Origin of the sequence: Streptomyces sp. ALI-76-A (assembly GCF_030287445.1) — a bacterium.
In the GTDB taxonomy this organism is placed as follows: Bacteria; Actinomycetota; Actinomycetes; order Streptomycetales; family Streptomycetaceae; genus Streptomyces.
In genome coordinates this window covers 69,498-92,970 of record NZ_JASVWB010000001.1, presented here as the reverse complement: position 1 = coordinate 92,970, position 23,473 = coordinate 69,498, and the positions used below count along the sequence as shown (strand labels likewise).

30 protein-coding genes are annotated in these 23,473 nt (G+C 69.9%); 22 read left to right on the top strand and 8 right to left on the bottom strand.

What is annotated here, in order from left to right:
• Positions 1-60: 60 nt before the first annotated feature.
• The 3 genes from QQS16_RS00505 (at position 61) to QQS16_RS00495 (ending at position 3,395) form a co-directional block, all read left to right on the top strand.
• A complete protein-coding gene (locus QQS16_RS00505; RefSeq protein WP_286059474.1) occupies positions 61-2,520 on the top strand; it encodes a type IV secretory system conjugative DNA transfer family protein in 2,460 nt (819 codons plus the stop codon).
• Between the two features lie 117 nt (positions 2,521-2,637).
• A complete protein-coding gene (locus QQS16_RS00500) occupies positions 2,638-2,826 on the top strand; it encodes a hypothetical protein (RefSeq protein WP_286059472.1) in 189 nt (62 codons plus the stop codon).
• A 14-nt stretch (positions 2,827-2,840) separates the two neighbouring features.
• Positions 2,841-3,395, top strand: a complete 555-nt coding sequence (locus tag QQS16_RS00495; protein ID WP_286059470.1) for a DUF6197 family protein — start codon at positions 2,841-2,843, stop codon at positions 3,393-3,395.
• A 21-nt stretch (positions 3,396-3,416) separates the two neighbouring features.
• On the opposite strand, the gene QQS16_RS00490 is transcribed toward QQS16_RS00495, so the two are convergent.
• On the bottom strand, positions 3,417-3,635 hold the full coding sequence (locus QQS16_RS00490; RefSeq protein WP_286059468.1) for a hypothetical protein: 219 nt from the start codon (positions 3,633-3,635) through the stop codon (positions 3,417-3,419).
• Between the two features lie 408 nt (positions 3,636-4,043).
• On the opposite strand from QQS16_RS00490, the gene QQS16_RS00485 reads away from it, so the two are divergent.
• From QQS16_RS00485 to QQS16_RS00425, 14 genes are all read left to right on the top strand, one after another.
• Positions 4,044-4,352: an RRQRL motif-containing zinc-binding protein gene (locus QQS16_RS00485; RefSeq protein ID WP_353479642.1), complete on the top strand. Its 309-nt coding sequence runs from the start codon at positions 4,044-4,046 to the stop codon at positions 4,350-4,352.
• Positions 4,353-4,457: 105 nt separating this feature from the next.
• On the top strand, positions 4,458-4,919 hold the full coding sequence (locus QQS16_RS00480) for a Pycsar system effector family protein (protein ID WP_286059467.1): 462 nt from the start codon (positions 4,458-4,460) through the stop codon (positions 4,917-4,919).
• A gap of 99 nt (positions 4,920-5,018) precedes the next feature.
• Entirely contained in the window at positions 5,019-5,525 is a 507-nt protein-coding gene (locus QQS16_RS00475) for a hypothetical protein (RefSeq protein WP_286059465.1), read from the top strand.
• A 222-nt stretch (positions 5,526-5,747) separates the two neighbouring features.
• Positions 5,748-6,425 (top strand): GGDEF domain-containing protein, encoded by a 678-nt coding sequence (locus tag QQS16_RS00470; RefSeq protein ID WP_286059464.1) that lies wholly within the window; start codon positions 5,748-5,750, stop codon positions 6,423-6,425.
• 338 nt (positions 6,426-6,763) lie between these two features.
• The gene (locus QQS16_RS00465) at positions 6,764-6,937 is read left to right on the top strand and encodes a hypothetical protein (RefSeq protein ID WP_286059463.1); all 174 of its coding nucleotides are present in this window, start codon (positions 6,764-6,766) and stop codon (positions 6,935-6,937) included.
• 432 nt (positions 6,938-7,369) lie between these two features.
• Positions 7,370-7,828: an Lsr2 family DNA-binding protein gene (locus tag QQS16_RS00460; protein ID WP_286059462.1), complete on the top strand. Its 459-nt coding sequence runs from the start codon at positions 7,370-7,372 to the stop codon at positions 7,826-7,828.
• Positions 7,828-8,358 carry a hypothetical protein gene (locus tag QQS16_RS00455; protein ID WP_286059461.1) on the top strand — a complete coding sequence of 177 codons (531 nt, stop codon included), beginning with the start codon at positions 7,828-7,830 and terminating at the stop codon, positions 8,356-8,358. The genes QQS16_RS00460 and QQS16_RS00455 overlap by 1 nt, the downstream gene beginning before the upstream one ends.
• On the top strand, positions 8,355-8,552 hold the full coding sequence (locus QQS16_RS00450; protein ID WP_286059460.1) for a hypothetical protein: 198 nt from the start codon (positions 8,355-8,357) through the stop codon (positions 8,550-8,552). The genes QQS16_RS00455 and QQS16_RS00450 overlap by 4 nt, the downstream gene beginning before the upstream one ends.
• Complete coding sequence (locus tag QQS16_RS00445) at positions 8,549-8,737, top strand: DUF8839 family protein (RefSeq protein WP_286059459.1); 189 nt, start codon at positions 8,549-8,551, stop codon at positions 8,735-8,737. Before QQS16_RS00450 ends, QQS16_RS00445 begins: the two co-directional genes overlap by 4 nt.
• Before the next feature lie 79 nt (positions 8,738-8,816).
• Positions 8,817-9,056, top strand: coding sequence for a hypothetical protein (locus QQS16_RS00440; RefSeq protein ID WP_286059458.1), 240 nt, complete (start codon positions 8,817-8,819; stop codon positions 9,054-9,056).
• Positions 8,948-9,187 (top strand): DUF8839 family protein, encoded by a 240-nt coding sequence (locus QQS16_RS43770; protein WP_502963739.1) that lies wholly within the window; start codon positions 8,948-8,950, stop codon positions 9,185-9,187. The genes QQS16_RS00440 and QQS16_RS43770 overlap by 109 nt, the downstream gene beginning before the upstream one ends.
• A gap of 21 nt (positions 9,188-9,208) precedes the next feature.
• Complete coding sequence (locus QQS16_RS00435) at positions 9,209-9,637, top strand: NUDIX domain-containing protein (RefSeq protein ID WP_286059457.1); 429 nt, start codon at positions 9,209-9,211, stop codon at positions 9,635-9,637.
• A gap of 87 nt (positions 9,638-9,724) precedes the next feature.
• A complete protein-coding gene (locus tag QQS16_RS00430; protein WP_286059455.1) occupies positions 9,725-10,159 on the top strand; it encodes a RapZ C-terminal domain-containing protein in 435 nt (144 codons plus the stop codon).
• Positions 10,160-10,196: 37 nt separating this feature from the next.
• Positions 10,197-10,913 carry a hypothetical protein gene (locus QQS16_RS00425; protein ID WP_286059453.1) on the top strand — a complete coding sequence of 239 codons (717 nt, stop codon included), beginning with the start codon at positions 10,197-10,199 and terminating at the stop codon, positions 10,911-10,913.
• Between the two features lie 184 nt (positions 10,914-11,097).
• Here the strand turns inward: QQS16_RS00425 and QQS16_RS00420 are convergent, their stop codons facing one another.
• The 5 genes from QQS16_RS00420 to QQS16_RS00400 all read right to left on the bottom strand — a co-directional run bounded on the left by QQS16_RS00420 (position 11,098) and on the right by QQS16_RS00400 (position 16,597).
• Positions 11,098-11,910: a DUF6292 family protein gene (locus QQS16_RS00420; RefSeq protein WP_286059451.1), complete on the bottom strand. Its 813-nt coding sequence runs from the start codon at positions 11,908-11,910 to the stop codon at positions 11,098-11,100.
• A 271-nt stretch (positions 11,911-12,181) separates the two neighbouring features.
• Positions 12,182-13,270 carry a ParB/RepB/Spo0J family partition protein gene (locus QQS16_RS00415; RefSeq protein WP_286059449.1) on the bottom strand — a complete coding sequence of 363 codons (1,089 nt, stop codon included), beginning with the start codon at positions 13,268-13,270 and terminating at the stop codon, positions 12,182-12,184.
• The gene (locus QQS16_RS00410) at positions 13,267-14,415 is read right to left on the bottom strand and encodes a ParA family protein (RefSeq protein ID WP_286059447.1); all 1,149 of its coding nucleotides are present in this window, start codon (positions 14,413-14,415) and stop codon (positions 13,267-13,269) included. Before QQS16_RS00410 ends, QQS16_RS00415 begins: the two co-directional genes overlap by 4 nt.
• Before the next feature lie 179 nt (positions 14,416-14,594).
• The gene (locus tag QQS16_RS00405; protein ID WP_286059485.1) at positions 14,595-15,581 is read right to left on the bottom strand and encodes a restriction endonuclease; all 987 of its coding nucleotides are present in this window, start codon (positions 15,579-15,581) and stop codon (positions 14,595-14,597) included.
• Complete coding sequence (locus tag QQS16_RS00400) at positions 15,581-16,597, bottom strand: restriction endonuclease (RefSeq protein WP_286059445.1); 1,017 nt, start codon at positions 16,595-16,597, stop codon at positions 15,581-15,583. Before QQS16_RS00400 ends, QQS16_RS00405 begins: the two co-directional genes overlap by 1 nt.
• 564 nt (positions 16,598-17,161) lie before the next feature.
• Here QQS16_RS00400 and QQS16_RS00395 point away from each other — a divergent pair.
• The 5 genes from QQS16_RS00395 to QQS16_RS00375 all read left to right on the top strand — a co-directional run bounded on the left by QQS16_RS00395 (position 17,162) and on the right by QQS16_RS00375 (position 21,709).
• A complete protein-coding gene (locus QQS16_RS00395) occupies positions 17,162-17,380 on the top strand; it encodes a hypothetical protein (RefSeq protein WP_286059444.1) in 219 nt (72 codons plus the stop codon).
• Complete coding sequence (locus tag QQS16_RS00390) at positions 17,377-18,282, top strand: RNA polymerase sigma factor (protein ID WP_286059442.1); 906 nt, start codon at positions 17,377-17,379, stop codon at positions 18,280-18,282. The genes QQS16_RS00395 and QQS16_RS00390 overlap by 4 nt, the downstream gene beginning before the upstream one ends.
• A complete protein-coding gene (locus QQS16_RS00385) occupies positions 18,279-19,082 on the top strand; it encodes a hypothetical protein (RefSeq protein ID WP_286059441.1) in 804 nt (267 codons plus the stop codon). The genes QQS16_RS00390 and QQS16_RS00385 overlap by 4 nt, the downstream gene beginning before the upstream one ends.
• 456 nt (positions 19,083-19,538) lie before the next feature.
• Positions 19,539-21,365 carry a MobF family relaxase gene (gene mobF / locus QQS16_RS00380; protein WP_286059439.1) on the top strand — a complete coding sequence of 609 codons (1,827 nt, stop codon included), beginning with the start codon at positions 19,539-19,541 and terminating at the stop codon, positions 21,363-21,365.
• On the top strand, positions 21,362-21,709 hold the full coding sequence (locus QQS16_RS00375; protein WP_286059438.1) for a hypothetical protein: 348 nt from the start codon (positions 21,362-21,364) through the stop codon (positions 21,707-21,709). The genes mobF and QQS16_RS00375 overlap by 4 nt, the downstream gene beginning before the upstream one ends.
• 596 nt (positions 21,710-22,305) lie before the next feature.
• Here the strand turns inward: QQS16_RS00375 and QQS16_RS00370 are convergent.
• Both QQS16_RS00370 and QQS16_RS00365 read right to left on the bottom strand, forming a co-directional pair.
• Positions 22,306-22,719 (bottom strand): hypothetical protein, encoded by a 414-nt coding sequence (locus QQS16_RS00370; protein ID WP_286059483.1) that lies wholly within the window; start codon positions 22,717-22,719, stop codon positions 22,306-22,308.
• 141 nt (positions 22,720-22,860) lie between these two features.
• Positions 22,861-23,286 carry a hypothetical protein gene (locus tag QQS16_RS00365; protein WP_286059436.1) on the bottom strand — a complete coding sequence of 142 codons (426 nt, stop codon included), beginning with the start codon at positions 23,284-23,286 and terminating at the stop codon, positions 22,861-22,863.
• Between the last annotated feature and the right edge of the window lie 187 nt (positions 23,287-23,473).

Genomic DNA, 23,473 nt, shown 5'->3' with positions numbered 1-23,473 from the left:
GTGCGGCCTCCAGCACGACCATCGGACCCACCCCTCACGCTGCACGGAAGGAACCGACCGATGAGCAAGCTGCCGATGCGCGCGAAGGCCGAACTGGCTGCCTACGGGGCGTCCGCTGCCACCCTCGCCTACGTTCCCTCGATGGAGGTGCTGCCCGCCCACGTCGGTGCCGCCGTGGTCAGCGGCGGCTGCGTGTGGTGGCTCTACAGCAGGGTCAAGACCCGCGATTTCCGCCGTACGATCCGCACCGCGCAGCGGGTGCTCGGGCCGGTGACCGGCGGCGCCGTCTACGCCGCCGCCGCGATCGTGCCCGGCCGTCCCTGGTGGGAGCCGGCGGCCGCGCTCGGCTGGGGAGCCCTGATGTCGGTCGCGCTGCCCATCACCCGCTCCACCTGGAATCCGCCGGCCGCCACCACAGTCCTCTACCCGCCCGGGTTCCGCGGTCTGGTCATGCGCTTGTGGGACACGGCCGAGGTCGCCCCCGAAACGTGGCTGGAGAACGTCGAGCAGACCATCGACGCCACCCACCCGGACTTCACCGCTGACATCGTCGCCCCGGCCGGGAAGCCCGTTCCCCGGATCGACCTGGTCGCCGCTGCCGCCGCGTTCGGTGTTCCCGTCGCCTGCGTTGCCATCGAGGAGATCCCTGGCACCAGTCCGGGACGCATGCGGCTCACCGTCGCCCCGACCACCCGCCGCAGTGGCGGCAGCTTCGAGGAGATGTGGGCGGAGAAGGTGGGCCGCCCCGGCGGCGCCATCCCGGGCAGTGAGATCGTCCGCGTGGAAAGCTTCCCCGCCACTGGTGACCTGCCCGCCCGCGGCATGGTCCTCGCCCAGGTCGAGCCGGGCGAGCTCGCCCGCATCAACCACGGCCAGCTCTGCTCCGCGTTCGGTGTGGAGCCCGAAGAGCTGCGCCTGGTCGCGGAGGCACGCGGCCGCGAGGCCCTGGTGACGCTGTACGAGTCGGCGCCGCTGAAGGGCAGCCGCCGCGCCACCCGGGAACTGCTCACCCTGGACGCGTATGGCCGCTACACCCTTGGCACCGCCCACGACGGCAGCGACGCCAAGGTCCACATGCAGTCCGCGGCCGGGACGCTGCACGGCTTCCTGGTCGGTGTCACCGGCTCCGGCAAGACCGTGGCCCTGGCGCTGATGTGCGCGGCGTGGGCGCTGGCCGGTCTGGCGACCTGGGTGACCTCCGCCCGCCCTGATGCGCAGATGAGTGCCGTCGGCCGGCACATCGACCGGCAGGACGCGGGCCCGGTCTTCACCTGGTGGATGCTCAAGGCCGCCATCGCCCTGATGGACATCCGCGGCACGATCAACGCGGAGGTCGGCCACGACTTCTCCGCGCACTCCCCCTACCCCGGCCTGACCCTCGTGCTCGACGAGTTCAACTCCCTCGTCGGGGACGAGGCTCTCGGTGACGAGATCGCCCACATGACCGACGTCCTGGCCCGCGAGGGCCGCAAGTTCGGCATCGGCATCATCTTCGCCGGCCAGTCCCTCAACCTGTCCAAACTCGGTGGCGAAGCCTCCCTGCGCGACCAGGTGCAGGGAGGCATCGGTGTGGTGCTGCGCATCGCCAACTCCTCCGGCGGCATCGCCGCCCGCCAGGCCACCGGCGGACTCGCCGGGGACGTCGACCTGGCCGCCATCCCCGACCGGTTCAATGCCTCGATGTCGCTGATGGACCGCATGCACGGCATCACCGACGACGCCCCCGGCGAGACGACGCAGGGCGTCGGCCACACCGTCACCGGCTCCGCGGCGACCATGATGCGCACCCTGTACGTCCACCTGCCCAAGGACGGCAGCCTGGACGGTCTGGGTGAGATCTTCCCCGAGGACGGCTCCATCAACTGCCTCACCACCCGGGAGATCGACGCGCTGACCGAGCTCGGGCTGTGGCACGACTGGACCATGCCGCCGCCCTCCGGGAAGGACGACGACGGCCAGACCGACGCCGGCACCCCGGGCTTCGGCGCTGTCGGGTCGTTCACGCCGCCGCCGCTGCCTGCCCCGAGGAAGCAGAAGACCACGGTCAAGGACAAGGTGCTGGCCGCCGTGGACCGGCAGATGACGGCCAAGGAGATCCGCGCGGTCGTCGACGCCGCCGCCGGCACCGTCCGCAACGCACTGAGCGACCTGGTCGCCGACGGACTCCTGCGCCAGGTCGACCACGGCGTGTACGCGCCCGTCGGCGAGAACACGGGCGCTGCCGGCCAGGAGATCGGACAGCCCGTCTTCGCTCAGGCGCCGGACGGCGTGGACGGCGCCCTGGTGGTGGAGGCCGCCAGCCTCATCATCAGCAGTCAGTTCGGGTCGCAGTCCATGGTGCAGCGCAAGCTGCGCGTCGGCTTCGCCCTCGCCGGGCGCCTCATGGACGTCCTGGAGTCCTTCGGCATCGTCGGCCCCGCCGACGGCGGCAAGGCCCGCGACGTCCTGGTCACCCCGGACGCGCAGGACGACGTCCTGCGGGAACTGCGGGCCGACTTCGCCCTCGCCGCCGACGACTGACCCTCCCCCCGTTGCCGAAGCCCCCCGCCCGCCGGCGGATTCCAGAGGGCTCCGGCGTCCCGCCCGGCATCCGTCCGGGCTACACCATCCCGCCCCGCCCCATGGAAGGAATCCCCTGTGATCGTCACCGTGTCCGCCGTGCTGCTCCTGGCCGTCGTCGTGGTCGTGCTGCTGCGGCAGCGCACCGTCGGCATCGGCGCCGCCCTGATGTGTGCCGCGTTCGGGTTCTGCCTTGCCTCCACCGGCATCGCCCCCGCCATCACTCAGGCCCTGCACGCCGTGGCCGGCCTCGTGTCGCTGCACTGACAGGAGCTCCCCTCATGGCCGCCTCCCTGCACACCGCGCCCGCCGACCACCCCGTCCAGACAAGCCCGACAGCGGCTGTCACCGACGGCCGTCTCAGCCTGGACGCCCGGCTCGCTGCTGTAGAGGCGGCCATGACCGTCCGACTGGAAGAAGCCGCCGTGGCCCACGAAGTGCGCACCGCGCACATCGACACCACACCGGTCGACCTCGCCGACGTCGTCACCGTTCCGCTCACCCCGGCTCCGCAGGCACCACCCCAGACCTACACCACACCGGTTGCCGCGCTCCTTGAGCGCGCGCAGCACCGGATGGAAACCGGCGGGTGGTGTGCCGGAGCCTCCGTCGACGAGAACGGAGCGGTCTGCCTCGTCGGAGCGATCCGCGCGCAGACCGGCGGTGACCGCGCACTGGAAGCCGACGCCGCATCCGTCCTCCTGGACGCGATCCGGCGCCGCTTCGGCGACCACATCGACTCTGTACCGGAGTTCAACGACCGCTTCGGCAGCGGACACACCCCGGCACGGATGCTGGGAGAGGCCGCCTCGATGGCCGACGCGAAAGGCCTCTGACCGCACCCCCGACCAGGACGGTCAGTCGCCCAGTTCGATGATCAGGTGCCCGTAGTCGTCGACCCACGCCGGATACACGTACCCGCCGACGATGGCCCGGTTCACGAACACCTCGACCTCCGCGTCGGTGTCGATGACCAGCACCCCGTCCTCATTGGTGAACGCCTGCCAGGTGACGCCGTCGGTGTCCATGACCGCCTCGAAATCCACCACCGGCGGATCACTGCGGAACCAGCCCATCACTCCCCCATCTCCTGCCGTCCCGCCCAGGGTGACGCACTCGCACCCCGCGCAACAGGCCCCCAGCACACCCGCCCGCCCAGGCCCCCTACGTCGTGACCGAACCTCGCCCACGGCGGCAGTCGGCCACGGCACAGGCCGCCCGGCCGCCCGCACCACCACCTTCCCGCATCCGACAGCCTGGAGGACCCCTCGTGCTCACTCCCCGACCGCGCCGCCGGATCGGCCGGCCACGCCCGCAGCGTCCCGGACCCCGATACCCGCACCAGCCCCGCCGGCTCCCCGGCACTTGGAGCGGGTGATGGACAGGGAGCTGGTCGACGTCGACCCGTATGACCCTGGCGACGGTTCCTTCCGGTCTTCCGCTGGACACAAGCCGGCCGCACCCGGTTCGCCACGCGCCGCCAGCTGCGGGAGATGGGACTGCGCCCCGGCGGCCAGGAGCCCGCCGCGCGGATCGAGTGCCGCGGCGGCCGGCGCTTCGCGTGGCTGTACCGGATAGACCTGGCAAAGCCGAAGCTCCCGATGACGCTCGCGAAGGAGGCCGCGCTCGACAAAGCGATGGCCGCCCGCCAGACCTGCCCCCAGTGCCGGCGCCGCTACCACCACGTAATCCCGCTGCGCACCCTCGGCAGCTGCTTGGAGTGTCACGACGGCACGCCGGCGGATCCCGCCACCTACATCGCTCCCCCGGCCACGCATCAGCTGGCCGCCTGACCCGAACGCCCGGAGCGGTCCGCCGGCATCCAGACCCGGCCGCCCCGGAGCACACCCCTTCCCTCACACGCCAGAGCATCAGCGACAGATGAAGGAGCACCAAGCATGCGCACATCCGTTACCGGCTCCGTCGCGGACAAGAATCTGGACGACGCCTGTGCTGCGGTCGCCAGCGAGATCGCCCGCACGGACAGCAAGTCGTCGTTACTGCTCGCCTTCACCGGCGCGGTACTCGTCGGACTGGCGTCCGTCGCCGACACCGACCTGCCACCCGCGACCAAGGCCCTCGGTGCCGCGGCCGTCCTCGCCCTGGGGGCCGCCGCCGTGCTGCTCCTCCTGGTCGTCCGGCCCAACGTGAGCGGCGCCGACCAGGCGTCCTTCCCGTACTGGGCACGGCTCGACGAAGAGCAGATCCGCGCGTGCATGGACGGCGACACCCGCCCGGCCCGCATCCGCGTCCTGTCCGCCATCGCCGTCACCAAGTTCACGCGCCTGCGCCACGCGGTGCACCTCAGCCTCGCCGCCCTGGCCCTGCTCCTTGTGGCCGCCCTCGCCGCCCTGGCCTGACGGCCCTGCGTCCCGCCCCGCACCACGCCAACCGGCGCCACGGTGCGGGGCTTGGCGCAGGACCGGACAGTCCGGCCCGGCACACGGAGGGAGCTCCACATGACCGACACCCTGACTCTGCCCTCGCGCCCGTTTGCGGCAGACTCCCCGCTGGCGCACCTGCTCGACATGGCGCAGGCCGCCGGCGCGCCCACCGCTGACGAGGAGCGCGAGGACGCCGTCACGGCCGCCGCGCACCACGTGTACACGGCCTACCCGGACACGCTCGGCACGGTCCTGGACGCCGTGGACTGGCACGGCTACCCGGCCCTGCGTGCTGCCGGCACCGGCTCGTACGAGCCGAGCGCGGTGGCCTGGCTGGACGGCGGACTGTGGCTGCACCACACCCTGCGCCTCAGCGAGCACGACGGCGCCACCGACATCCTGACGCTGGTCGTGCCGTGCACCTGCGGCCACGGTTACACCGACATCGTCCTCGACGGCGCGGACATGCTGATGGAGATCCTCAGCGAGCTGCGGCCGACCGACGGCCGCAGCGTGCACGATGCGGTCTCCGGTGACTGCCGCAGCGTCCGGCCCCTCACCCCGCTGGGCACCTGGCGGTAGCCCGCCGGCCTCACCGTCCCCAGGACGGCCGCAGCACCAGTTACGACGCCAGACAGCCGTCCCAGAGGCGCCTCTGTCTCCGTCACAGGACATCGGCCCTTCCAGTCTGCCTCCGGCAGCACCCACACGTGATCCCACAGCAAGAGGCGCACCCCCACGCCTGGACAGCCCGGGGTGCGCCTCCCTCATTCCGCCCCGAGGGGCGAGAACGGAGATCCCATCATGCCCGCAACTGCAGTCTTACGGCAGCCGTCGCGCACACTCGTCATCGCCGTGGCCGCCGTGCCGCTCGCCCTGGCCGCCCTCGCCGACGACGTCCGTGTGCGACGCCAGCTGGAGGCGGCCCGCCGGGACCCGCTGACCGGCCTGCCCGGCCGCGACGCCCTCACGGACCGCACCGCCCGGCTGGCCCGTACCCACCGCGAGCAGCTGCACGTCCTGGTCGCCGACGCCGACGGCCTGAAGACCCTCAACGACACGCGCGGACACGCCGCCGGTGACGCCCTGATCGCCGCCATCGGGCGGCGCCTGGGAACGTGGGCCGCCGCCCGGGGCGGGCTCGCCGCACGCCTGGGAGGCGACGAATTCGGCGCCGCACTGCTGCTCGAACCCACTGCCACGGCCCGCGAGATGGCTGCGTTGCGCGAGCTGCTGGCGCAGCCCGTCACCTGCGGCACCACGGTGCTGCATCCTGCCGTGTCCATCGGGATAGCCCGCGCAGCCGACCTGCCCGAAACAGCCGACGCCGCCCGTCTCCTGCGCGGCGCGGACATGGCCATGTACAAGATCAAGACCGGTGCGCAGACGTTCCCGTATCTGGCGACCCTCGAGGACGCCTGTGCCGACACGGTCAACGGCCGCCGTCCGGGTCGGCGCGGTACGTACCTGCCTGTCGCATGAGCGCGCAGCCCGCAGGGCGCCGCTGTGGAGAGGCTTCCAGCCGCATCCCCGTGGTCGCCGAACGTTCGAGCCGGGTCTGATCCCGGTTCCCGGCGCCCTTCTCGACTGGCGCGGCAGCCAGCACTTCGACCGCTGGCAGGACCGCCCCTGCGCGCTGTGCGACTCGCCCACGCCGATGCGCTCCCACTCGGGGGAGCCCGTTCACAAGGCGTGGCTGAGGACTGGATCGCTGCGAATCCCACCGAGGCGCCTCGGACGGTTCGCCTCCGACGTCCAGCCCAAACGCAAACGCAAGCGCGATGACGACCACGCCTGAACCCCTCCACCTGGAGGCTCCCTTGAGCAGCACCCAACGCGAGGTCGACCACGCCCTCGCCTACCCCGAGCCGCCCGCCTCCCCGCTCTGGCACCGCCACGGCGCGAAGACCCGGCCGCTCACCGACGCCCAGAAACGACGCAACCGCGAGCTGCTGGACATCGCCCAGCGCAAGCCCCGCGCCGCCGCCGCGTAGGAGGGCCCGTCGTGTTCACCGACATGAAAGAGGCCCTCGAAGCCGAGGCCCTCGAACTCACCCCGCTCGGCAGCGGCCAGAGCAGCGCCGCCTCCGTGGTGGTCGCCCATCACGCACGGGACAAGGACGACCTCGCCGACCTGCTGGGCGCGCTCGGACTGCCCTGCGGCGAGGACGACCTCGTACGCCTGCTTCCGCACCTCACTACCCCCGACGACACCCCCACCGGAGATCCGATGCCCGTCAACGCCTTCACCGCCACCGCCGCCTCCATGCTCACCAACGGCGATGACCCCGAGCACGTCCGCAGCACGCTCGGACTCTCGGAGAGCGACCTCGCCGAAGCCGTGAAGCACGCCGACCTGCCCGTCCCCACCACCGTCCCCGCCCCGGACACGGACGACAGCACCAGCGCCCCGGAGGCGGGTCCCGATGTCAGCGTTCGACGGCACGCCGGACACCGACGGGATCGAGGCCCTGCTCTCCTGGGCGGAGAACCACCCCGCCGCCAGCATCCGCAACCGGGCCGCCCGCGTCCGCAGCGACCTCACCGAGCTGACCGAGCGCCGCGCCACCGACGCCGCCCAGCGGGAGGCAGAGGAGCGCGTCGCCAAGGCCAAGGCCGAACTGGAAGCCGCGCAGGCGCAGCTGCGCGCGGCGAAGGCCGGCGGCCGCACCGCCACGGCGGCACAGGACGCCACGCCCCTGGCCCCCGCTCCCGCCCCGGCCCCGGCCGCGACCGGCAAGCGCAGCAAGGAAGAGCTGGCCGCGATCCGGACATGGGCACGCGCCAACGGCCACCAGGTCGCCGACAAGGGCAACCCGGCCAAGGCCGTCCTGGACGCCTACGACGCCGCCCACCGCACCACCAACCTGGCGGAGGCGAGCTGATGGACGCCATACCGCTCGCGCTGGACGGCTACCTGTCCGAGGCCCCGGTCTTCAGCAAGCAGGACGGCACCGCCTGCTGGCGGTTGAACTGCTCCCCCACGGCGGAGCTGGTCGACGACATGACCATCCCCTGCACCAGCCAGAACCCGGATGTCATCAACGCGCTCGTCACCGAGTGCCGCCCCGCCGACTTTCTGCGCGTCACCGGGCACCTCGCCCTCCCAGACAGCGCCGACGGCGGGCTCCAGCTCCAGGCCGCCACCCTCGAAATCCTGTGGGAAGCCCCGGAACTGGACATCCCCGAGGACGACGAGGACACGGACGTCGCGCACCCGGAGACGAACCGCAACACAGCGATCGAGGCCCTCGCCGAGGCCCTCACCTCACTGGCCGGCCAGCCAGGCCCGGACGCGAGCATCCGGATCCACATCAGCCCTACCGGCGCCCTCGGCACAGGCCTGGAGCACTGCCACGCCATCGACCTCACCCCGGCCGCGCACACCAGCTCGCCGACCAGGCCGACGCCATGAACTGCCACCCGGACACCGGGACCGTCCTGGACCCCCAGACGGTCTCCGAACTGGCCAAGGTCTTCGAGGACATCGACCTGGCCGGCCTCACCGGGGCCGTCCTCAACTCCACCCGGCCCGAGCACCGGCCGAAGGTCACCCGCGCGATCGACGACATGTTCGGCGACGTCCCCGACTCCGAGGACCCCGAATGAGCGCGACGGCCCCGACGACCGCTCCCGAACAGCGCACGATCCTGGAACGGTTCCCCGCCGGAAGCCCCCGCGGCTCGTGGCCGGCAGAAGAGTACGCCGCCCAGCGACGCGCCCAGGGCATCGACGCCCAGGTCGTGATGGACCTGCCAACCGACCAGTTCCTCGTGGTCACCCGCACCCCCTAACCCCCGCCCCGAGCGCCGTGCCCAGCCTCACCGGCCGGGCACGGCGCTCCCCTGCGTTCCCACAAGGAGATCGACGTTCATGGCCCGCATCACCATCAGCGTGCAGCCCCGGCACGCCGACAACAGCCCCTGCGACCACCAGGTGAAGCCGTCCGGCAAGCCTCGCGACCCCCAGTCGGGCTGTCCCGGCCGCACCCAGTTCGCCGTCGTCTGCTCCGAGCACGGCGACGTCGACCAGCCCCACCACGTCAAGCAACTCGCCGAGCCCGCTGCCCGCGCCCACCGCATCGAGCACTGCGCCGCCTTCCGCGCCCGCTGACCCACCCCCGCGGCTCCTGGCCCGCCGACGAATACGCCGCCGCCCAGCGCGCCCAGGGCCGCGACGCCCACGTCGTCATGGACCTCAACAGCGACCAGTTCCTCGTGGTCACCGACATCACCACCCACTAGCCAGCCCACCGAGAGGCGAACATGACCGAGACCGAAACGCCCGAGACCATCCGCTACACCGCCGACGTGGTGGCCCTGACGCCCGGCGGCGACGTTCTGCTGATCGAGCGCGACTGGCCGCCGTACGAGGGCGCCTGGGCATTGCCGGGTGGTCACGTCGACATCGGGGAGACGAGCCGTGTGGCGGCAGCCCGGGAGCTGGTTGAGGAGACCGGCGTCCACGTGGCCGCCGCTGACCTGCGTCAGATCGGCGTCTTCGACCAGCCCAGCCGCGACCCGCGTGGCCGGTACGTCACCGTCGCGTACGTGGCGGTCGTTTCCGCCGACACCACGATCACCGCTGGGGACGACGCCCACACCGCCCGCTGGTGGCCTCTCGATGACCTCCCCGAACGCCTGGCGTTCGACCACGCCGACATCCTCAGCGCGGCCCTCACCCACACCCACTGAGACCACCGGAGCGCCGCGCCCGAACTTCCCGGCCGGGCGCGGCGCTCCGTCGTTCCTGCCCCTCACCAGCGCCCCGGAGGCACCTTCGTGGAACCCATCCGTCTGATCTCGTTCGGCTACCTGCACCTGCCCACCGGCCCGGACAGCCAGCCCGTCCCGCCCGCCGCCGACCGGATCGAAGACGTCCGTGACCGGCTCCGCGACCCGGCCGCCGCCCGCGACATCCTCGACCTCGACGGCTTCCACCCCCGCGTCCAGGCCGTCGTCCTGAACACCCCCGGCGCCCGCGAACTCATCGCCAACCTCGCCGACTACGCCGACCTGCCCGCCGGTCCTCGCCGCATCGCGATCGGCTGTGCAGGAGGCCGGCACCGTGCAAGTGGTCTCACTGAACTGCTTGCCCGAGCACTTCGGGACCGCGGCCGCCAGGTCGACGTCGAACACCTCCACGTCCATCTGCCGCGCGTACTCAAGACGCCCGGCAACGGCACCGCCCACCCCGCACCACGTCCCGGCGCCTGACGACGCCGTCACCCCCCCACTCGAAGGAGAGTCCCTCATGCCGGAAGGCACCACCCAACTCGCCCGCCTGCGCGCACGGATGCTGGCCACCGCGTACAGCAACGCCGACTTCTGGACGCAGCGCACGGCCTTCCTCACCGATCAGGCCGTGACCGCGCTCGCCCGCCGCGACCCCGCCGCAGCCGAAGACCTCGCCGCGTCGCTGCTCGCCCCGGAGTTCATCAACGACACCCAGGTCCTGGGCGCGGCCGTGGAGGCTGGGATCGACACCAGCACCTGGGAGGAGCGCCGCAACAAGATCCGGACCTACGCCCGCGACGCTTACGAACTGCCCTCCAAGTCAGACCCCACAACCGAGGCCCAACGGATCTGGGCGTCGCTCTACGACCACTACCCGCAGATCGCGGCCGCCTTGGCCGTCTTCCTCCAGGGACTGCCGCCCACCTGGCGCGAGGACCTCTTCACCAGCCCTCACGCCCCCGCCGCCAGCCGCCGGACGGCGGAGCTCCCCGGACCGGAGACCGCGCCGTACGACCCGCAGGACTGGGAGGACTGCCCGGCCTGCACCGAAGCCCAGGACCAATGCCGCTACCACCGCGGCGTCTTCACTGGCATGGAGTACCAGCGCGCCCTGGTCACGACGGCCCTGACCGACCACGCGGCCGTCGATCAACTCATGCAGCGCCACGCCGAACTCGAGGCGAGCGCCGACCAGGCGGCGGTCGCCGACGTGAGCACACCCACCACCTCCTGACGTCGGGGCGGCCGGGGCATTCGAGCCCCGGCCGCTGCCACTGGCCATTCCCACCCCCGACGAAGGCGCGCCCGCGACCTGGGCGCCCTGACACGACCACCGAGTATGACGAAGGCCCGTACTTCCCTGCGATCGAGGGGAGTACGGGCCTATTCGTTTTTAGGGCCACTTCCGGGAGTGCGTGCTACTCCTCTTCCAGTTCCCGCCGACGGCGATGCTCCTCGATCTGCCGCTGTGCCTCGTGCGCATACTCAATGACTTTCCGGTGATCTTGCGCGCTGCCGTAGCCCTGCCCTAGCCGATGCGTCAGGTCGGCCTTGACCGGAGCCACGAAGTCCTCCGGTCCCCTCGTGTTGGACGTGGCTTCGGCGTAGTCGAGCAGGTGGAGCACGGCTTGCAACTCACTGCGCCGGATCGGCAGGTCGACGATCGCGTCGTCCCCGGACAGCAAGGCATCGATCACACGCCGACGGTACGCCTGGCCCTGCAGTGAGTTGAAGCGGTACTCGTAGCTGTGCCCGTGGAACTCGCCTTCGGGAGTGAATGCCTCCAGCCGCTTGAGCAGTTCGTGGAGGCCCTCCCTGGCAGTCCGGTAGAACGGCCGCTCCGCGCTGCCGGTTCTGTGGGCGTCCAGTTGGGCGGAGGACACGAACGCGGCCACCCGCTCAGGAGCGGGGAGCAGGCCCGCGCCTAGCCAACGCGCTCCGTTGTACAGGCCACCTCCGCTGTCCGGGATGAGGAACAGGCACCAGCCGGATGTGGCTGACCAGTGGAGCCCCGCTTCCCCATCCGGGAAGACGCGTTGCTGGAAGGCGGAGCCGAAGACGATCCCGCCCTCGACGTCATCGGTATCCGGTTGGGTGATGTCGTCGTACTGGCCGTACGCGTGAATGGACGTCACGGGAAGCCCATCGTCTAAGAGCTTCCCCGCAACGGCCGTCACATAGTGGCCGATGGAGGACTCAAGGTCGTCCTTGAGATTCGAGTCGCGTGTCATCCGATCCCCTCTGTTGGGACACTGCCGTGATCACACTGTGCCGCTGTCACTTCTCGCAAACAGTTGAACGGGCGGACTTTCTGGCGGACATTCCACCGTCGTTGGGATCCGCCACCGGCTTCAGCTGCTGAGTCGGCGGGATATCAGGATCGACCACAACGCGGACTCCGTGACCTGGGGGCCTGACGCACAGCACCGAGGAAGCGAAAGGCCCGTACTCCCCGCCGATGCGGGGAGTACGGGCCTTCTTGCGTTTCAGGGCTGTGGGAACTCAGGCAGGCTGTTGCTCTTGCTGGGTCAGCTCCTGGAGCAGCGCGCTGTACGCGTCCGGGTGCTGCTCGCGCAGGATCCTCAGCCACACCCGAGCGCCGTCAGCGAACACTGCCGGCTCCATCTTCAAGTGCAGGTGGGTGACCACCGAGAAGGCATCACCGTACGGCAGTTTCCTCGGCTGTTCGGCCTCTGACTGCGTTGCCTTCTCCGGGCCCTGAGCCTTCTGGGTATTAACGGCGTTAACGGTCGACGCCGTGGGGGAGCCTCCCGACGCACCGTCCTCGGGGGTATTAACGGCGTTAACGGACGAGGCCTCACTCGCCTGCTCCATCGCAGGCTTGCGCCGCTGGCGAGGAGCCTTGGCGGCCTCGATGACCTTCTTCGCCTCGCCCGCCTGCTGAGCCTTGGGGAGCCGACCGATCCGGCGAGCCGGCTCCACCTTCAACTCCCCCGTCTCCACCTGTTCCTGCAGCTCGGGCGTGAGTTCCAGGAGGGCCAGACGCTGGGACACCCAGGGAGGGGTCTTCCCCAGTCGCCTGGCCACCTCGCCCTGCGAGCCATGCACCTTCACAAGTTCCTGAATCGCCCTGGCCTGGTCCAGGGGAGCCACATCCTCGCGGTGAATGTTGGCGATCAACGCGGACTCCAGGAGGTCCGCCGCACTTGCCGCGAGGTCGTCGTTGACGTCGATCCGCAGCTCTTTAAGGCCGGCCAGATGAGCAGCAGCCAGACGCCGGTTGCCGTCGATGACGACGTACTCGGCTTCAGCGAGCGCCTCTTCCTGCCCGGGATGCGCTGTCAGGAAGGCAGCTCGCCGCGCCACAGTGACCGGCTGGATCTGCCCCTTGGCCCGCAACGAGTCCGCGGTCTCTTCGAGGTTGGTGAGTTCTTCACGCGGGTTGAACGGGTTGTGCGCCAGCAGTGCCAGCTTCACCGAGGCCGGGGGCCTTTTGCCTTCCCCGTTCATGATCTGTGAGCGAGTCCGGACGCGACGCGGTCCTTCCTGTTCTCCACCCGGCCCGTTCTCATCAATGCTGAAGCCGCGCGTGACCCGCTGCTGGCCGTCCTTCTTGTTGGTGTTCCTCATACCGCCAGTTCCTTCGCCAGGTCGCGCATAGCCTGCGCATGTTCGCTGTCCGGTGCGTACTCAAGCAGCGGGATCTCGCCGTCAGCGGCCTCGCGGCCTTCCTTCAGGTCACCGATCACCGCCAGAACGGGCGGGGAACTGCTCTTCTCCCACTCATCCTTGTTCTCCTTCACGAGCTTGCCGCGCCGACTGTCGTACGCGTTGATGATCAGTCCCAGGTAGTCGACCTGGATCCGACCCTTCTTACACAAGTCGTCCTTCTGGGACTTCAGCAGGCGGAAGGCACGGTGGGACGCCTTGTTGGCCCAGACCGGAGTGATGACGCCTGATCGGTCCGCGAGTTCACCTTCGCGGCGGCGTACGTAGTACAGGGCTGTGTCCATGTTCAGACCAAGGCTGGGCGGGCCGTCGATGATGATGACGTCGTAGTCCTCTTCCAGTGGTTCCAGAGCGCGTTCCAGGGCGGCCTCGCTGAAGCTCACCTTGGACAGGGCGACGTCCCGCAGGAACGCGTCGTCGGACGCAGGAAGCAGATGCAGCCGCTCACCGAAGCGCTTCTGGTCCAAGGCGACCAGCAGATCGTGGATATCGCCCTTCGCGGTGCCGTCCATGTGCATCATCAGCGTCTCGACATCGTCCTCATACATGAGGTCTTCGAAGCCGAGCTCGGCAGTGAGATGCCCTTGAGGGTCGTAGTCAATGATCAGGACGCGATGGCCGGCCTCCGCGAGAGCCTGAGCAATGCCGGAGGAGATGAATGTCTTGCCGACGCCGCCCTTCTGGTTGGCCACTATGACCCGCACGACCGGCTGCGACACCAATGGGGTCGTGGGGGAGGGATGGTTGTCGAGCCACAGAGTCAACGCCTGCGCGAGCCCCTGCACGTAGGTGATGCCGCGCTCCGAGCAGACGGCCTTGAACTCGTCAGGGCCGCCGACAGGGAGGAACGTCCCCCACGTCTTGGCTCCCTCGGTGTCGACTTCGGAGACGTCGCCGGCTTCGTACCAGGCCTTGATGGCGTGCTCGGTCGCGTCCTGGATGTCCATTCCGTGCTCAAAGGCGCGGATCTTCAAGTGCCTGCGCAGCTGGGGAGTGAGGGCTGTAATTAGCTTCTCTCGCTCTCCCCGGGGGCTCGGGATGCTCATGCGGCCGAACATTACTAGGTCGGCATGTGACAGGGGAGCGACTGGTTCCTGGTTTCACCCTCCCGGACGGGCAGCGGGAGTCTCACACCGCCAAAACCGCTCCCCGTCCGAGGTCGCTGCGACTTGGTAACGACCCTGGGGCTAACAAGGAGACGACCTCACACGCAGTGGGTGAGACATCAGGCCGCTACCTGGAGGGCGGCGTTCTCGATTCCCAGCACCGTCAGCAGGGGAACCCCCCATGTCGCCCACATACGCAGCCTGGGCCCGAACAGCAGGTGGATGTCCTGCTTGGCTGCCAGCTCATGAGCGGGACTGGTGAACGAGGAGTTGGTCACCGCGATGACGATGTCGGCTTCATGCACGGGCCTGGCTGTTCCGTTGAGGGTTTGGATGACGGGGGAGCCAAGGGGGCGGCCACCGGGGCGGCGGTGCTTGCACTGGAAGACGATCTTGCGCCCGTCTGGTGTGGTGGCTATTACATCGGCTCCAAGGTCGCGGGCACCACCGTTGCGTTGGGCCACGGCGTAGCCGTCTCGTTGGGCAAGGGAAGCGATTGCGTGCTCGAACTCGAGGGGAGCCATGCAGTCGAACTGCTCAAGACCGATGCTGTCCGCAGTGGCAGCAAACGCCTGGAACTCAGCGTCCTTGAGGGCCAGACCGTGCATCTCTTCACAGTGCTGCGACGTGATCGCGATCAGACGCTCCCACATCGGGTCCAGGGCGCGCTTCAGGGGGCCGATCGCATCCAGTCCGGACTCTGTGGGATCAGCCTCCGGCCGGTACCGGTGCTTGAGATCAGCTGCCGTTGCTTCACGGAGTGCATGCCAGACACTGCCGATTTCGCCCCTCAACCTCTCGGTCTCCGCGACCTCAGCACGCAGGTCCCGATGCAACCTGTAGTTGGCTTGCCTGTACTCAAAGCACAGCGGCGAATCATCGTCGCCGACCAGTCCTGCGGCGTGGCCCTCTTCACGGCGCAGGACAGTCAACAGCCGGTCGAAGTCTTGGTATGCCGTCAGCGCCACGTGTCCTTCCGCGAAGTGCAGAAGCGACGACAGCAGGTCGTCATCCGTCGCGGCCCGAATTCTGCGCTGCAGAGCAGCATTCATCTCCGCGTCGCGATACACGGGCAGGGTGACTCCAGTCGTCCAGTTGATGTGCATCACGCAGCGCCCTGCTCGTGCTCTTCGACGCACTCCATCGGTTCCTCCCATTCAGCCCACCGCCGCAGGTCGCGGCGACTCAGCAGGCACATGTCGTGTTCCTTGGCGTAACGGCGGGCCGGCGCGGAGACGCCGCCGTTGGTGACGACGACGAAGACGTCAGGCTCACAGTGTTCGGCTACAAGGCGCGCAGCGTGCAGACTCGGTGTACTGACGTCCTCTGCCGGCTCCGGCTTCCACCCATGCGGACCTCGCACACGGTGAGGGCTGACGAGGAAGGAGTGCCCCCTTGGACAGGTAGCTGATACGAGCAGCTCCGCGCCAGCAGAATCGAGGCGCGCAGTCTGGAACCCGTCACGCTGCAGCAGCTTCTCAACGAGGTTGATGAACCTTGAGGTCGACATGGAGTCGATGGCATTCAAAGACACAGACGAGCTACTGCTGGCGCTCTGCCGCCGATGGCTTTCCTGGACAGCGAGGTCGTGCAGCTCTTCACGGTCTCGAGCCAGCAGCGCCCTCATCCGCTCCGTGGCCGCTACCAGTTGCTGTCGAAGGGGGGCAAGCGAGTCCAGCAGGGGCGTGCCAGACGAATCAGTGAGTGGCACGCGTTTCGGCGACGCCTGCCCAAGCTGGGCGGTCAGCCGGTAGAGCATCCGGGTGCATTCACGATGGTCCTGCCGGGCTTCAGCACTCTCGGCTTTGAGCTCAGTCGCCAGCGATGAACTTGCCCGATGGCAGTCCTTGGTGATCTCGTCACGGGAATCTGCCATCCACGCATGGGGGCGGCCAGTGGCGGCCTGCCGTTGGTCAGCGTCCCGCAACTCACGGTCGAGGCCGCAGAGGTGCTCCTCCCACCCCTTACAGATCTCCTGGGCGATCTGGCACTCGCTCACCCACAAGAAGGCGCGCAGCATGTCATCACGGGTGGCCTTCCCTATGAGCCCGCCGATTTCCTGACGAAGACCTCGGTCAACGAAGCGGGTAGGCGTAACTCCCGCAGCTCTGTCAATGATCACCGCGCGAGGGTACAGACCACCTCTGACATCGGCTTCTTCACGACCGGCACATGGTTTCGCGCGGCCTCAGCCTGACGAACACGGGGATGGCTGGTACGAGGGCGAGGCTGTTCGGGATGTCAGTGCCGTGGTTTACGGTCTTCGTGTCCCGCAGGGACGGTCCGCTCTCGCCTGGCCTCCAACTCCGGCCAGGCGAGAGCGGTGATGCCCGCGTCCCCCAATTTTCGGCACAGGGGCGGGCCCTTCCGGATGGAAGGCCGACACCCAACGGCGTCTTGTTCCATTGACCCGTTTTCGGCGTGCAATTGCAAGGAGAATCGGGAACTTCCACCCTTCAGCGCGCCGACTTGCTTCCCGGGCCGTTCGCCCCTCGCACGCCGCTCGGCGATCGTCATTGTTCCGTGATTCCTTGATCACGTGGCGTAGTAACTACCGCTCTGGCCATGCTGGTTGCCCTCCCCGGCAGAGCGGCCTGGCACCCGCCTGCTCCGGGGATCCGGTGGTCCTTCCGGATGGGCCGCCGGTCTTTAAGAAGGCCGACCTCCCCAGAGATAGGCGGTAGTCATGAAGACCCGACCGATAGTGGTCATCTCGGTCACGGCGACGGTGTTCGCCTGGAGCGGGGTGATGGTGGCCACCGGCCAGACGGCCGCTGTGGCCGCGCTCGCGCCGGCCCTTGCCCTGACCGTGCAGCAGATCGTCCACATTGTCCGCCCTCACCCCGCACCCGGCGACCGTACCGGCCTGGATGCGATCGCGGACAAGGAGGACGACGCCCCGTGACGACACCTCCGGAGCCACCGTCGCCCCCAGACAGATCCGTCGCCGCACGTCGCGGCCGCAAGCTCGGACCGATCGCGGCCACCGTCGGCAGCGCGCACCGCTCCTGGCTGGAGCCAGTGCGAGGCGCCTACCTCGCCAGCGGACTGACCCTCAGCGAGCTCAGCACCCGGGTCACCTTCGCCAAGTCCAAGATCTCCGAACTGCTGCGCGGCGTCGGCCTCTACCCACGCTGGGAAATCGTCCTGCTGCTGGCCATCGAACTGGACATGCCCAGCTGGCCCCTGTACCGGCTGTGGCGCCAGGCCGCCTTCGAAGCCCACAAGAGCAGCGAGTGGGTCGAACGCTGCACCCAGGGCACCACCCTGACGACCACCGACGACACCCCTGCCCCCTTGGACCACCAAGCCTTCCGCGAAATGGTGGAGGGCGACTACCTCCTCTACGCCCAGGTCTTCCTCGGCGACGACCAGCGCGACACCGCCGTGTCCGACACCTTCGACATCCTCTGGCTGTCCTGGAACGACGCCCTCGCCAGCCACGACACCCGCCGCTTCGCCTGGAACGTCCTGCGCGCCACCGTCATGACCCGAACCCCCCACCTGGACGGCCGGCCCGAGCTGAGCCGGGCCGCCTTCGACACGGTCGCCCTGCAGTCCCTCACCAACCCGGCCGACTGCATGAACCAGCTCACCGAGAGCCTGGAACTGTTCACGGCCATGAGCCGCCTGCCCGCCCACCAGCTCGACGTCATGGTGCTGCGCCGCCTCTGCGGCTTCTCCCCGGAGCACGTCTCCGCCCTCCTCGGTGCCTCGCTGGCCGCCGTCCGCTCCAACGAGCGCCACGCCACCCGCTTCCTGGAAAGCGTCATCTGCCCGCCGCCGTCCGAAGGGAACACCCCGTGACCCGCATCGAAGAACTCCTCTCAAGAGCTCTCCTAGTCCGTGAGCGCACCATGCCCCGCGACATCATCCCCCCGCCCGCCACCAGCACGCCCCCACCCGGCGACCCCGCACAGACCAGCACACCCAACGGCGCGGCCGAGGACCTGCGCACCCTGTGCGAAACCCTCGTCACCCACACCCCACCCACGCAGATCGCCGACTTCGTCACCGACCAGGTCCCCGAACCCCGCAGCGCCCTCGTTCTCGCCTGCGTCCTGCAGCTCACCGACACCGACGAAGGCGCACGCTTCTGGTGGCAGTACGCCGCCGGCGCCGGGCAGGCCGCCGCCGCCTACTGCCTCTACCTGCATCACCTGTCCCTGGGCGAGGAAGACACCGCCGACTGGTGGCACCGCCAGACAGACGACGTCCAGGCCTCACCCGAGAGCACCACCCCCGACAAAGAACCCGACGCCCACTGCACCCGGGACTGGCACCCGGCCAACCACGGCATCAACAGCACCTCCACCACGACCATCCTGAGAATCCTGCGCCACCTGTCCAAGCAGAGCGTCCGCTCTCAGTCCACCGCGGTCACCAACCTCATGGCCTACATCCCCGGCGCGGTCACCGCCGGCTACCTCAGCGAGCCCGACACCGAACTGCCCCTGCCCGGTCCCGGATTCGCCCACCGCATCAACGCGCTGCTCACCACAGCAGACCCGCTCCGCAGCCGCACGGCCCCCACCCGCCGCGGCCCATGCGACAGGGAGCGCACCCCACCCCGGTCGGACGCCGCCAACACCATCCAGAGAGCATGACGGCAGAAGACCTGAACTCGATCCGTAGTACGACCACTGGACGTCCCGGCAGGTCAGGCTGTGGCGGATGTAGGAGCGGGCGCAGCATTCGCACGACGTTGTCAGACGTCGTCGCCGGGCAGCAGCGGCATCGCCTCCTTCCACCGCTCGGGATGGACCCGGTGGCAACCGGCGAGGCATCCGCAGTCCTTGACGCTCGCTGGGGTAGGGCGACTGGGCGCTGAGGACCTGGTACACCAACTCCGTAGTGAGCATGAGGCAAAGAGGGCAGGCAATTCCGGTTCTGGTCGTATGCATGGGCGGGAGCGTGCACACGTCGACGGCTTACCGTCTCGGGCTATCGCGGCAGCCCGCCTGGCGGGCGCCACGGTAAAGACTTGGTGATGGCCTCCCGCCCGGCGGGAAGGGCCCCGGATCGCGCTTATTCGCAGGTCAACGCCGGGGTTCCATGGGGCGATGATCAGCATGTCGGAGGTTCGCCCGGGGAACGGGTGGCGCTATCTCTTCCGCGGCGTGATGGTCGGCGACGGCCACCGCCCCGCAGGCACGCCGCTGCGCGCCGCCCAGGACGGAGCCGGTGTCCCGCCTGGCGTGTGGAAGGGCCGGGGCCTGGCCGCGGTCGGCCTCACGGCCGGGGACGTGGTGACCGAGCGGCAGGCCGAACTGCTCCTGGGGGAGGGCCGGCACCCGGACGCCGACCGGATCGAGCGTGAGCTCCTGGCGGAGGGCAAGAGCCCGGCGCAGGCGCGGCGGGCGACCGTGCTGGGCAGGCCCATCGAGCACAACCAGTCGCCCAAGACCGACAAGGCCAAGGAGCGCACCCCCTGGCTGGCCATGGACCTGGTGTTCCGGCCTCCGTCGACGGCACACATCGCGTGGGCGCTCGGAGATGACGACACCCGGCTGGTGCTGGAGCTGTGCCAGGACATCGCCCGAGACAAGACGCTGGCGTGGATTGAGGACTCGGTCGCGGAGATCCGCTGGAAGAGCGGCGGCAAGATCCGCAAGCCGGTCAGGGACGGGCTGATCGTCGCGGTGTTCCGGCACTACGAGTCCAGAGCTGCCGAGTCGAAGCCACTCCTCCACGATCACGCGGTGGTGTCGATCCGCGCCCGGCGGCCGGACGACAAGGGCACGTGGGGCAACCTTTCGGCGGACTCGCTGATGACGCACATAGTCGCCGCGGACACCCTCTACCTCCTGTACTTCATGGAGGAGGTGTCGGCGCGGCTCGGGTGGGCGTGGGAGCCGCGCGAGGTGACGCCCGGCCGCCGGCCTGTCATGGAGATCGCCGGGATCGATCAGCGGCTCATCGGCTGGCAGTCGACCCGCCGCCAGCAGATCGAGGACGCGCTGCCCATCCTCACGGCCAAGTACGAAGAGAAGCAGGGGCACGCGCCGGGGGAGCGGGCCGCCTACGCGCTGGCCTGCCAGGCCGCCGACCAGACGCGTCCGCCCAAGCGCACGGAGCTGCTGTCGCTGACCGAGCTGCGCAAGCAATGGCGCGACTCAGCGATCCGGGCGTATGGCGCGGACGCCGTCGACCGACTGGCGGAGCGCGCGCGGGCGGCGGCCGCGGTGGTGTGGGCGCGGGTGCGGCCGGTGGTCGACATAGCGCTGGCGGCCGTCGACGTCGTCGCCGTGGTGTACGTGATGCGCGGAGCGTTCAAACGCCACCACCTACTCGCCGAAGCCCGCCGCCACCTCGCCTACGCCCTACGCGGCCGACCCCACCAGCCCGGCCTGGACGAACAGATCGTGCAGACCGTCGTCGACGACTACACCCGCCCCGTCGGGCGCGGCCTGAAGATGACCGCCGACCTGCGCGCCCTGTACCCGAGCGACACCGAGGACCAGGCCGTGGTGCGCCCGTTGACCCGCAGGCGCACCGCTACCCCGTACGAGCGGGCCCGTCTCGCCGCCGGCGCCTTGGCCGCCAGGGTCCGCGCCGCGCGTCGTGCGGAGCGCCTGGGCTCCCGCCCCCGGCCGTACGCCGTCACGGTGCCCGCCGCCTCGAGGTCGCACCCGCGGCCGTTCCGCACCGGTCCGAAGGACGGCCGCCTCCTGGAGCCGGAGACCGGCGTGGTCACGGTGGAACAGACGCGTCAGACCTTGGAAGCCGCCGCGGCGCAGGTGGCCGCCTCGCTCCAGGACAGCCGGCGGGCGCGCGAGGCCGCCCACGGCCCCCGCCCGCAGCCCGTCCCGGCGACGGCCCCGCCGCCGCACACCCAGCAGCCCGGCATTCAGCACACGCCGGGCCGGAGTCCAGGAGGAGTCACGTGAGCACCCCGGAAGAACAGCCCAACCCCGAAGAAGCCCTCGCCCGCGCCCACGCGGCCCGCGCGGAGATGGCCGCCGCGCTCGAAGAGGACCAGGAGCCCGAGCCCGATGAGCCCCTGGGGTGGCAGCCGATCTGGAAGCGGCCCCGGAAGCCGAAGTCGAAGGCGGACAAGAAGAGGGAGCTGCGCAAGCAGCGGAAGCGGCTCCAGGAAGCCGGGAAGCGCCGGCTCGCCGCCGCGCAGTCGCGTCGGCCCCGCTCCCGGCAGAGCCGGATCGGCAACGCGGCCGCGCGCCGTGATGCCCGCGCCCTGTCCCGGGTGCGGCACTCCAGTGCCTGGCTGTGGTGACGATGCCGGGCATCGTCCACCGAGTGGAGCCCACGGTGTTCAGCATCCAGTGGCGATGCACGACATCGGGTGGACTCCACCCGATGGACTCCACTCAGTGGGCTCCACCGAGTGGACTCCACTCCGGTGCGCCGGATGACGATGGACGCCACCGTGGTACGCATCGCGATGTCGGCCACCGCACCCGGTGCACCGCGCCCGGCGATGCCCGGCACTCTCGCGCGCGCCCGGTGCGCCGCACGCGATGCCCCGCACCGCACCGGTGCGCTCACCGCCGGCCGACCCCTTGACCAGGTGCGGCCGGAGGCGCGCGACCCCTTGACCAGCTCCGCTCCACCCCCTTGTCCAGGTCTGCTACCGAGGACGATTCCCCTTGACACAGCCCGTTCCGGCTGGCGATCAGGCCGTGGTCAAGGGGGCCTGTGATAGAGGAACCCGCCCGGCCGCGGCGCGCGCCCGGTGCGGTGCGGCGATGCCGGTGGAGCGCACCGCGGTGGCGCGGTGCGGTGCGGCGATGCGGTGGACCGCACCACGGTGGTGCGGTGGTGCGCCCGCGATGCGCGCCGCACCGCACCACCGCCGTCCCGGGGGTGCGGCTACGCGGTGGTGCGGTGCGCCGGGTGTGCCTCCATCGCCTGCCTCATCCCTGCGGCCTCCAACTGGCGGAGTACGTCGGCGACGTCGCCGTGGTCCTCGGTGAGGATGTTCTCGGTGAAGCGGACGATGGTCTGGGCGATGCCCGGCGGGAAGGCCAGGCAGGCGCCGTCGCCGTGGCGCAGGACCTCCAGCAGCAGTCGCCCGAGCGCCGCGGCCAGGAAGGAGTGCGGGCACGGTTCACCGTCACAGTCGTCCACGGCGGTGACGGGGATGAAGATGCGCGCGGCGACGTCCAGGAGCAGCCGGCGCAGCTCCGGGCCTGTGTCGTTGGCGACTGCGCCGGCGGTGTCGATGTCGCGGGCCTGCAACGCCCGGATGTAGGCGAACGCGCCGGCGACATCATCCGGGTGCATCGGGGTCAACGGCTCGGTGGTGGCGGTGGTGTTCTTGTTTGGGCATGACGGCTCCGTAAGTTGTTGGCTGGCCCGGGAGGGCTGGATGTGGCTGATGACGGCTTGCCGGTTGTGGCTTGCGAGGCGTGGCCGTCCGGTGGCTCAGGCGGTGCTCGGGCACTCGGTGGAGACGTTGCCGCGGACGTCAGCGAGGAACTGGGAGACCTGGTCGACCTCCTGCATGCACTCGATCAGGAACCCCGCCGCGATCCATGCGGTCTGCGCCCCACCGCCCGCCAGGCACCACCGCTTGAGGTACCGGCTCGCCACCGTCACCATCTGCCGCAGGGCGTACGCGGACTCGCAGTCGGCGTGTTCGTCGGGCACTGCGGTGATGTAGTCGGCCAGCAGCAGCTCGCCGAACTCGCCGATCAGCCGCGCGAGCTCGGACCCGTCAGAGTGGAATGCGGCGAGCGCGGCCTTGTCCTGCTCGCTGCCCTGGCCCCGCCAGACCAGCTCCACGTAATCGGCGGCTCGCGCGATCTGCTCCGGGGCGAGCTGGGAAACCTTCGACGCAGTTGTCTCCATGACGCTTCCTCACTGTCGATGGGCCGCCGCGCTGATCGTGGCGGCCTCAGAAGCGATCTTCGGAGCATGTGCCTGTGGATAGATTCCGCGCACCGACGGTGAGCGAACCCGCCCGGCCGACGCTCGCGTGGCCCCCTTGTCCGGCTCCGCTACCTGCGGCATTCCGCCCATTCCGGTGAGGAGAAAT

Coding starts and splice junctions, on each gene's coding strand:
- QQS16_RS00415 (WP_286059449.1), bottom strand. CDS start 13,270: ATGAGGAACACCAACAAGAAGGACGGCCAGCAGCGGGTCACGCGCGGC.
- QQS16_RS00470 (WP_286059464.1), top strand. CDS start 5,748: ATGCCCGCAACTGCAGTCTTACGGCAGCCGTCGCGCACACTCGTCATC.
- QQS16_RS00450 (WP_286059460.1), top strand. CDS start 8,355: ATGAACTGCCACCCGGACACCGGGACCGTCCTGGACCCCCAGACGGTC.
- mobF (WP_286059439.1), top strand. CDS start 19,539: ATGATCAGCATGTCGGAGGTTCGCCCGGGGAACGGGTGGCGCTATCTC.
- QQS16_RS00475 (WP_286059465.1), top strand. CDS start 5,019: ATGACCGACACCCTGACTCTGCCCTCGCGCCCGTTTGCGGCAGACTCC.
- QQS16_RS00495 (WP_286059470.1), top strand. CDS start 2,841: ATGGCCGCCTCCCTGCACACCGCGCCCGCCGACCACCCCGTCCAGACA.
- QQS16_RS00425 (WP_286059453.1), top strand. CDS start 10,197: ATGCCGGAAGGCACCACCCAACTCGCCCGCCTGCGCGCACGGATGCTG.
- QQS16_RS00455 (WP_286059461.1), top strand. CDS start 7,828: ATGGACGCCATACCGCTCGCGCTGGACGGCTACCTGTCCGAGGCCCCG.
- QQS16_RS00445 (WP_286059459.1), top strand. CDS start 8,549: ATGAGCGCGACGGCCCCGACGACCGCTCCCGAACAGCGCACGATCCTG.
- QQS16_RS00435 (WP_286059457.1), top strand. CDS start 9,209: ATGACCGAGACCGAAACGCCCGAGACCATCCGCTACACCGCCGACGTG.
- QQS16_RS00460 (WP_286059462.1), top strand. CDS start 7,370: ATGTCAGCGTTCGACGGCACGCCGGACACCGACGGGATCGAGGCCCTG.
- QQS16_RS00365 (WP_286059436.1), bottom strand. CDS start 23,286: ATGGAGACAACTGCGTCGAAGGTTTCCCAGCTCGCCCCGGAGCAGATC.
- QQS16_RS00370 (WP_286059483.1), bottom strand. CDS start 22,719: ATGCACCCGGATGATGTCGCCGGCGCGTTCGCCTACATCCGGGCGTTG.
- QQS16_RS00410 (WP_286059447.1), bottom strand. CDS start 14,415: ATGAGCATCCCGAGCCCCCGGGGAGAGCGAGAGAAGCTAATTACAGCC.
- QQS16_RS00490 (WP_286059468.1), bottom strand. CDS start 3,635: ATGGGCTGGTTCCGCAGTGATCCGCCGGTGGTGGATTTCGAGGCGGTC.
- QQS16_RS00395 (WP_286059444.1), top strand. CDS start 17,162: ATGAAGACCCGACCGATAGTGGTCATCTCGGTCACGGCGACGGTGTTC.
- QQS16_RS00480 (WP_286059467.1), top strand. CDS start 4,458: ATGCGCACATCCGTTACCGGCTCCGTCGCGGACAAGAATCTGGACGAC.
- QQS16_RS00505 (WP_286059474.1), top strand. CDS start 61: ATGAGCAAGCTGCCGATGCGCGCGAAGGCCGAACTGGCTGCCTACGGG.
- QQS16_RS00405 (WP_286059485.1), bottom strand. CDS start 15,581: ATGCACATCAACTGGACGACTGGAGTCACCCTGCCCGTGTATCGCGAC.
- QQS16_RS00420 (WP_286059451.1), bottom strand. CDS start 11,910: ATGACACGCGACTCGAATCTCAAGGACGACCTTGAGTCCTCCATCGGC.
- QQS16_RS00440 (WP_286059458.1), top strand. CDS start 8,817: ATGGCCCGCATCACCATCAGCGTGCAGCCCCGGCACGCCGACAACAGC.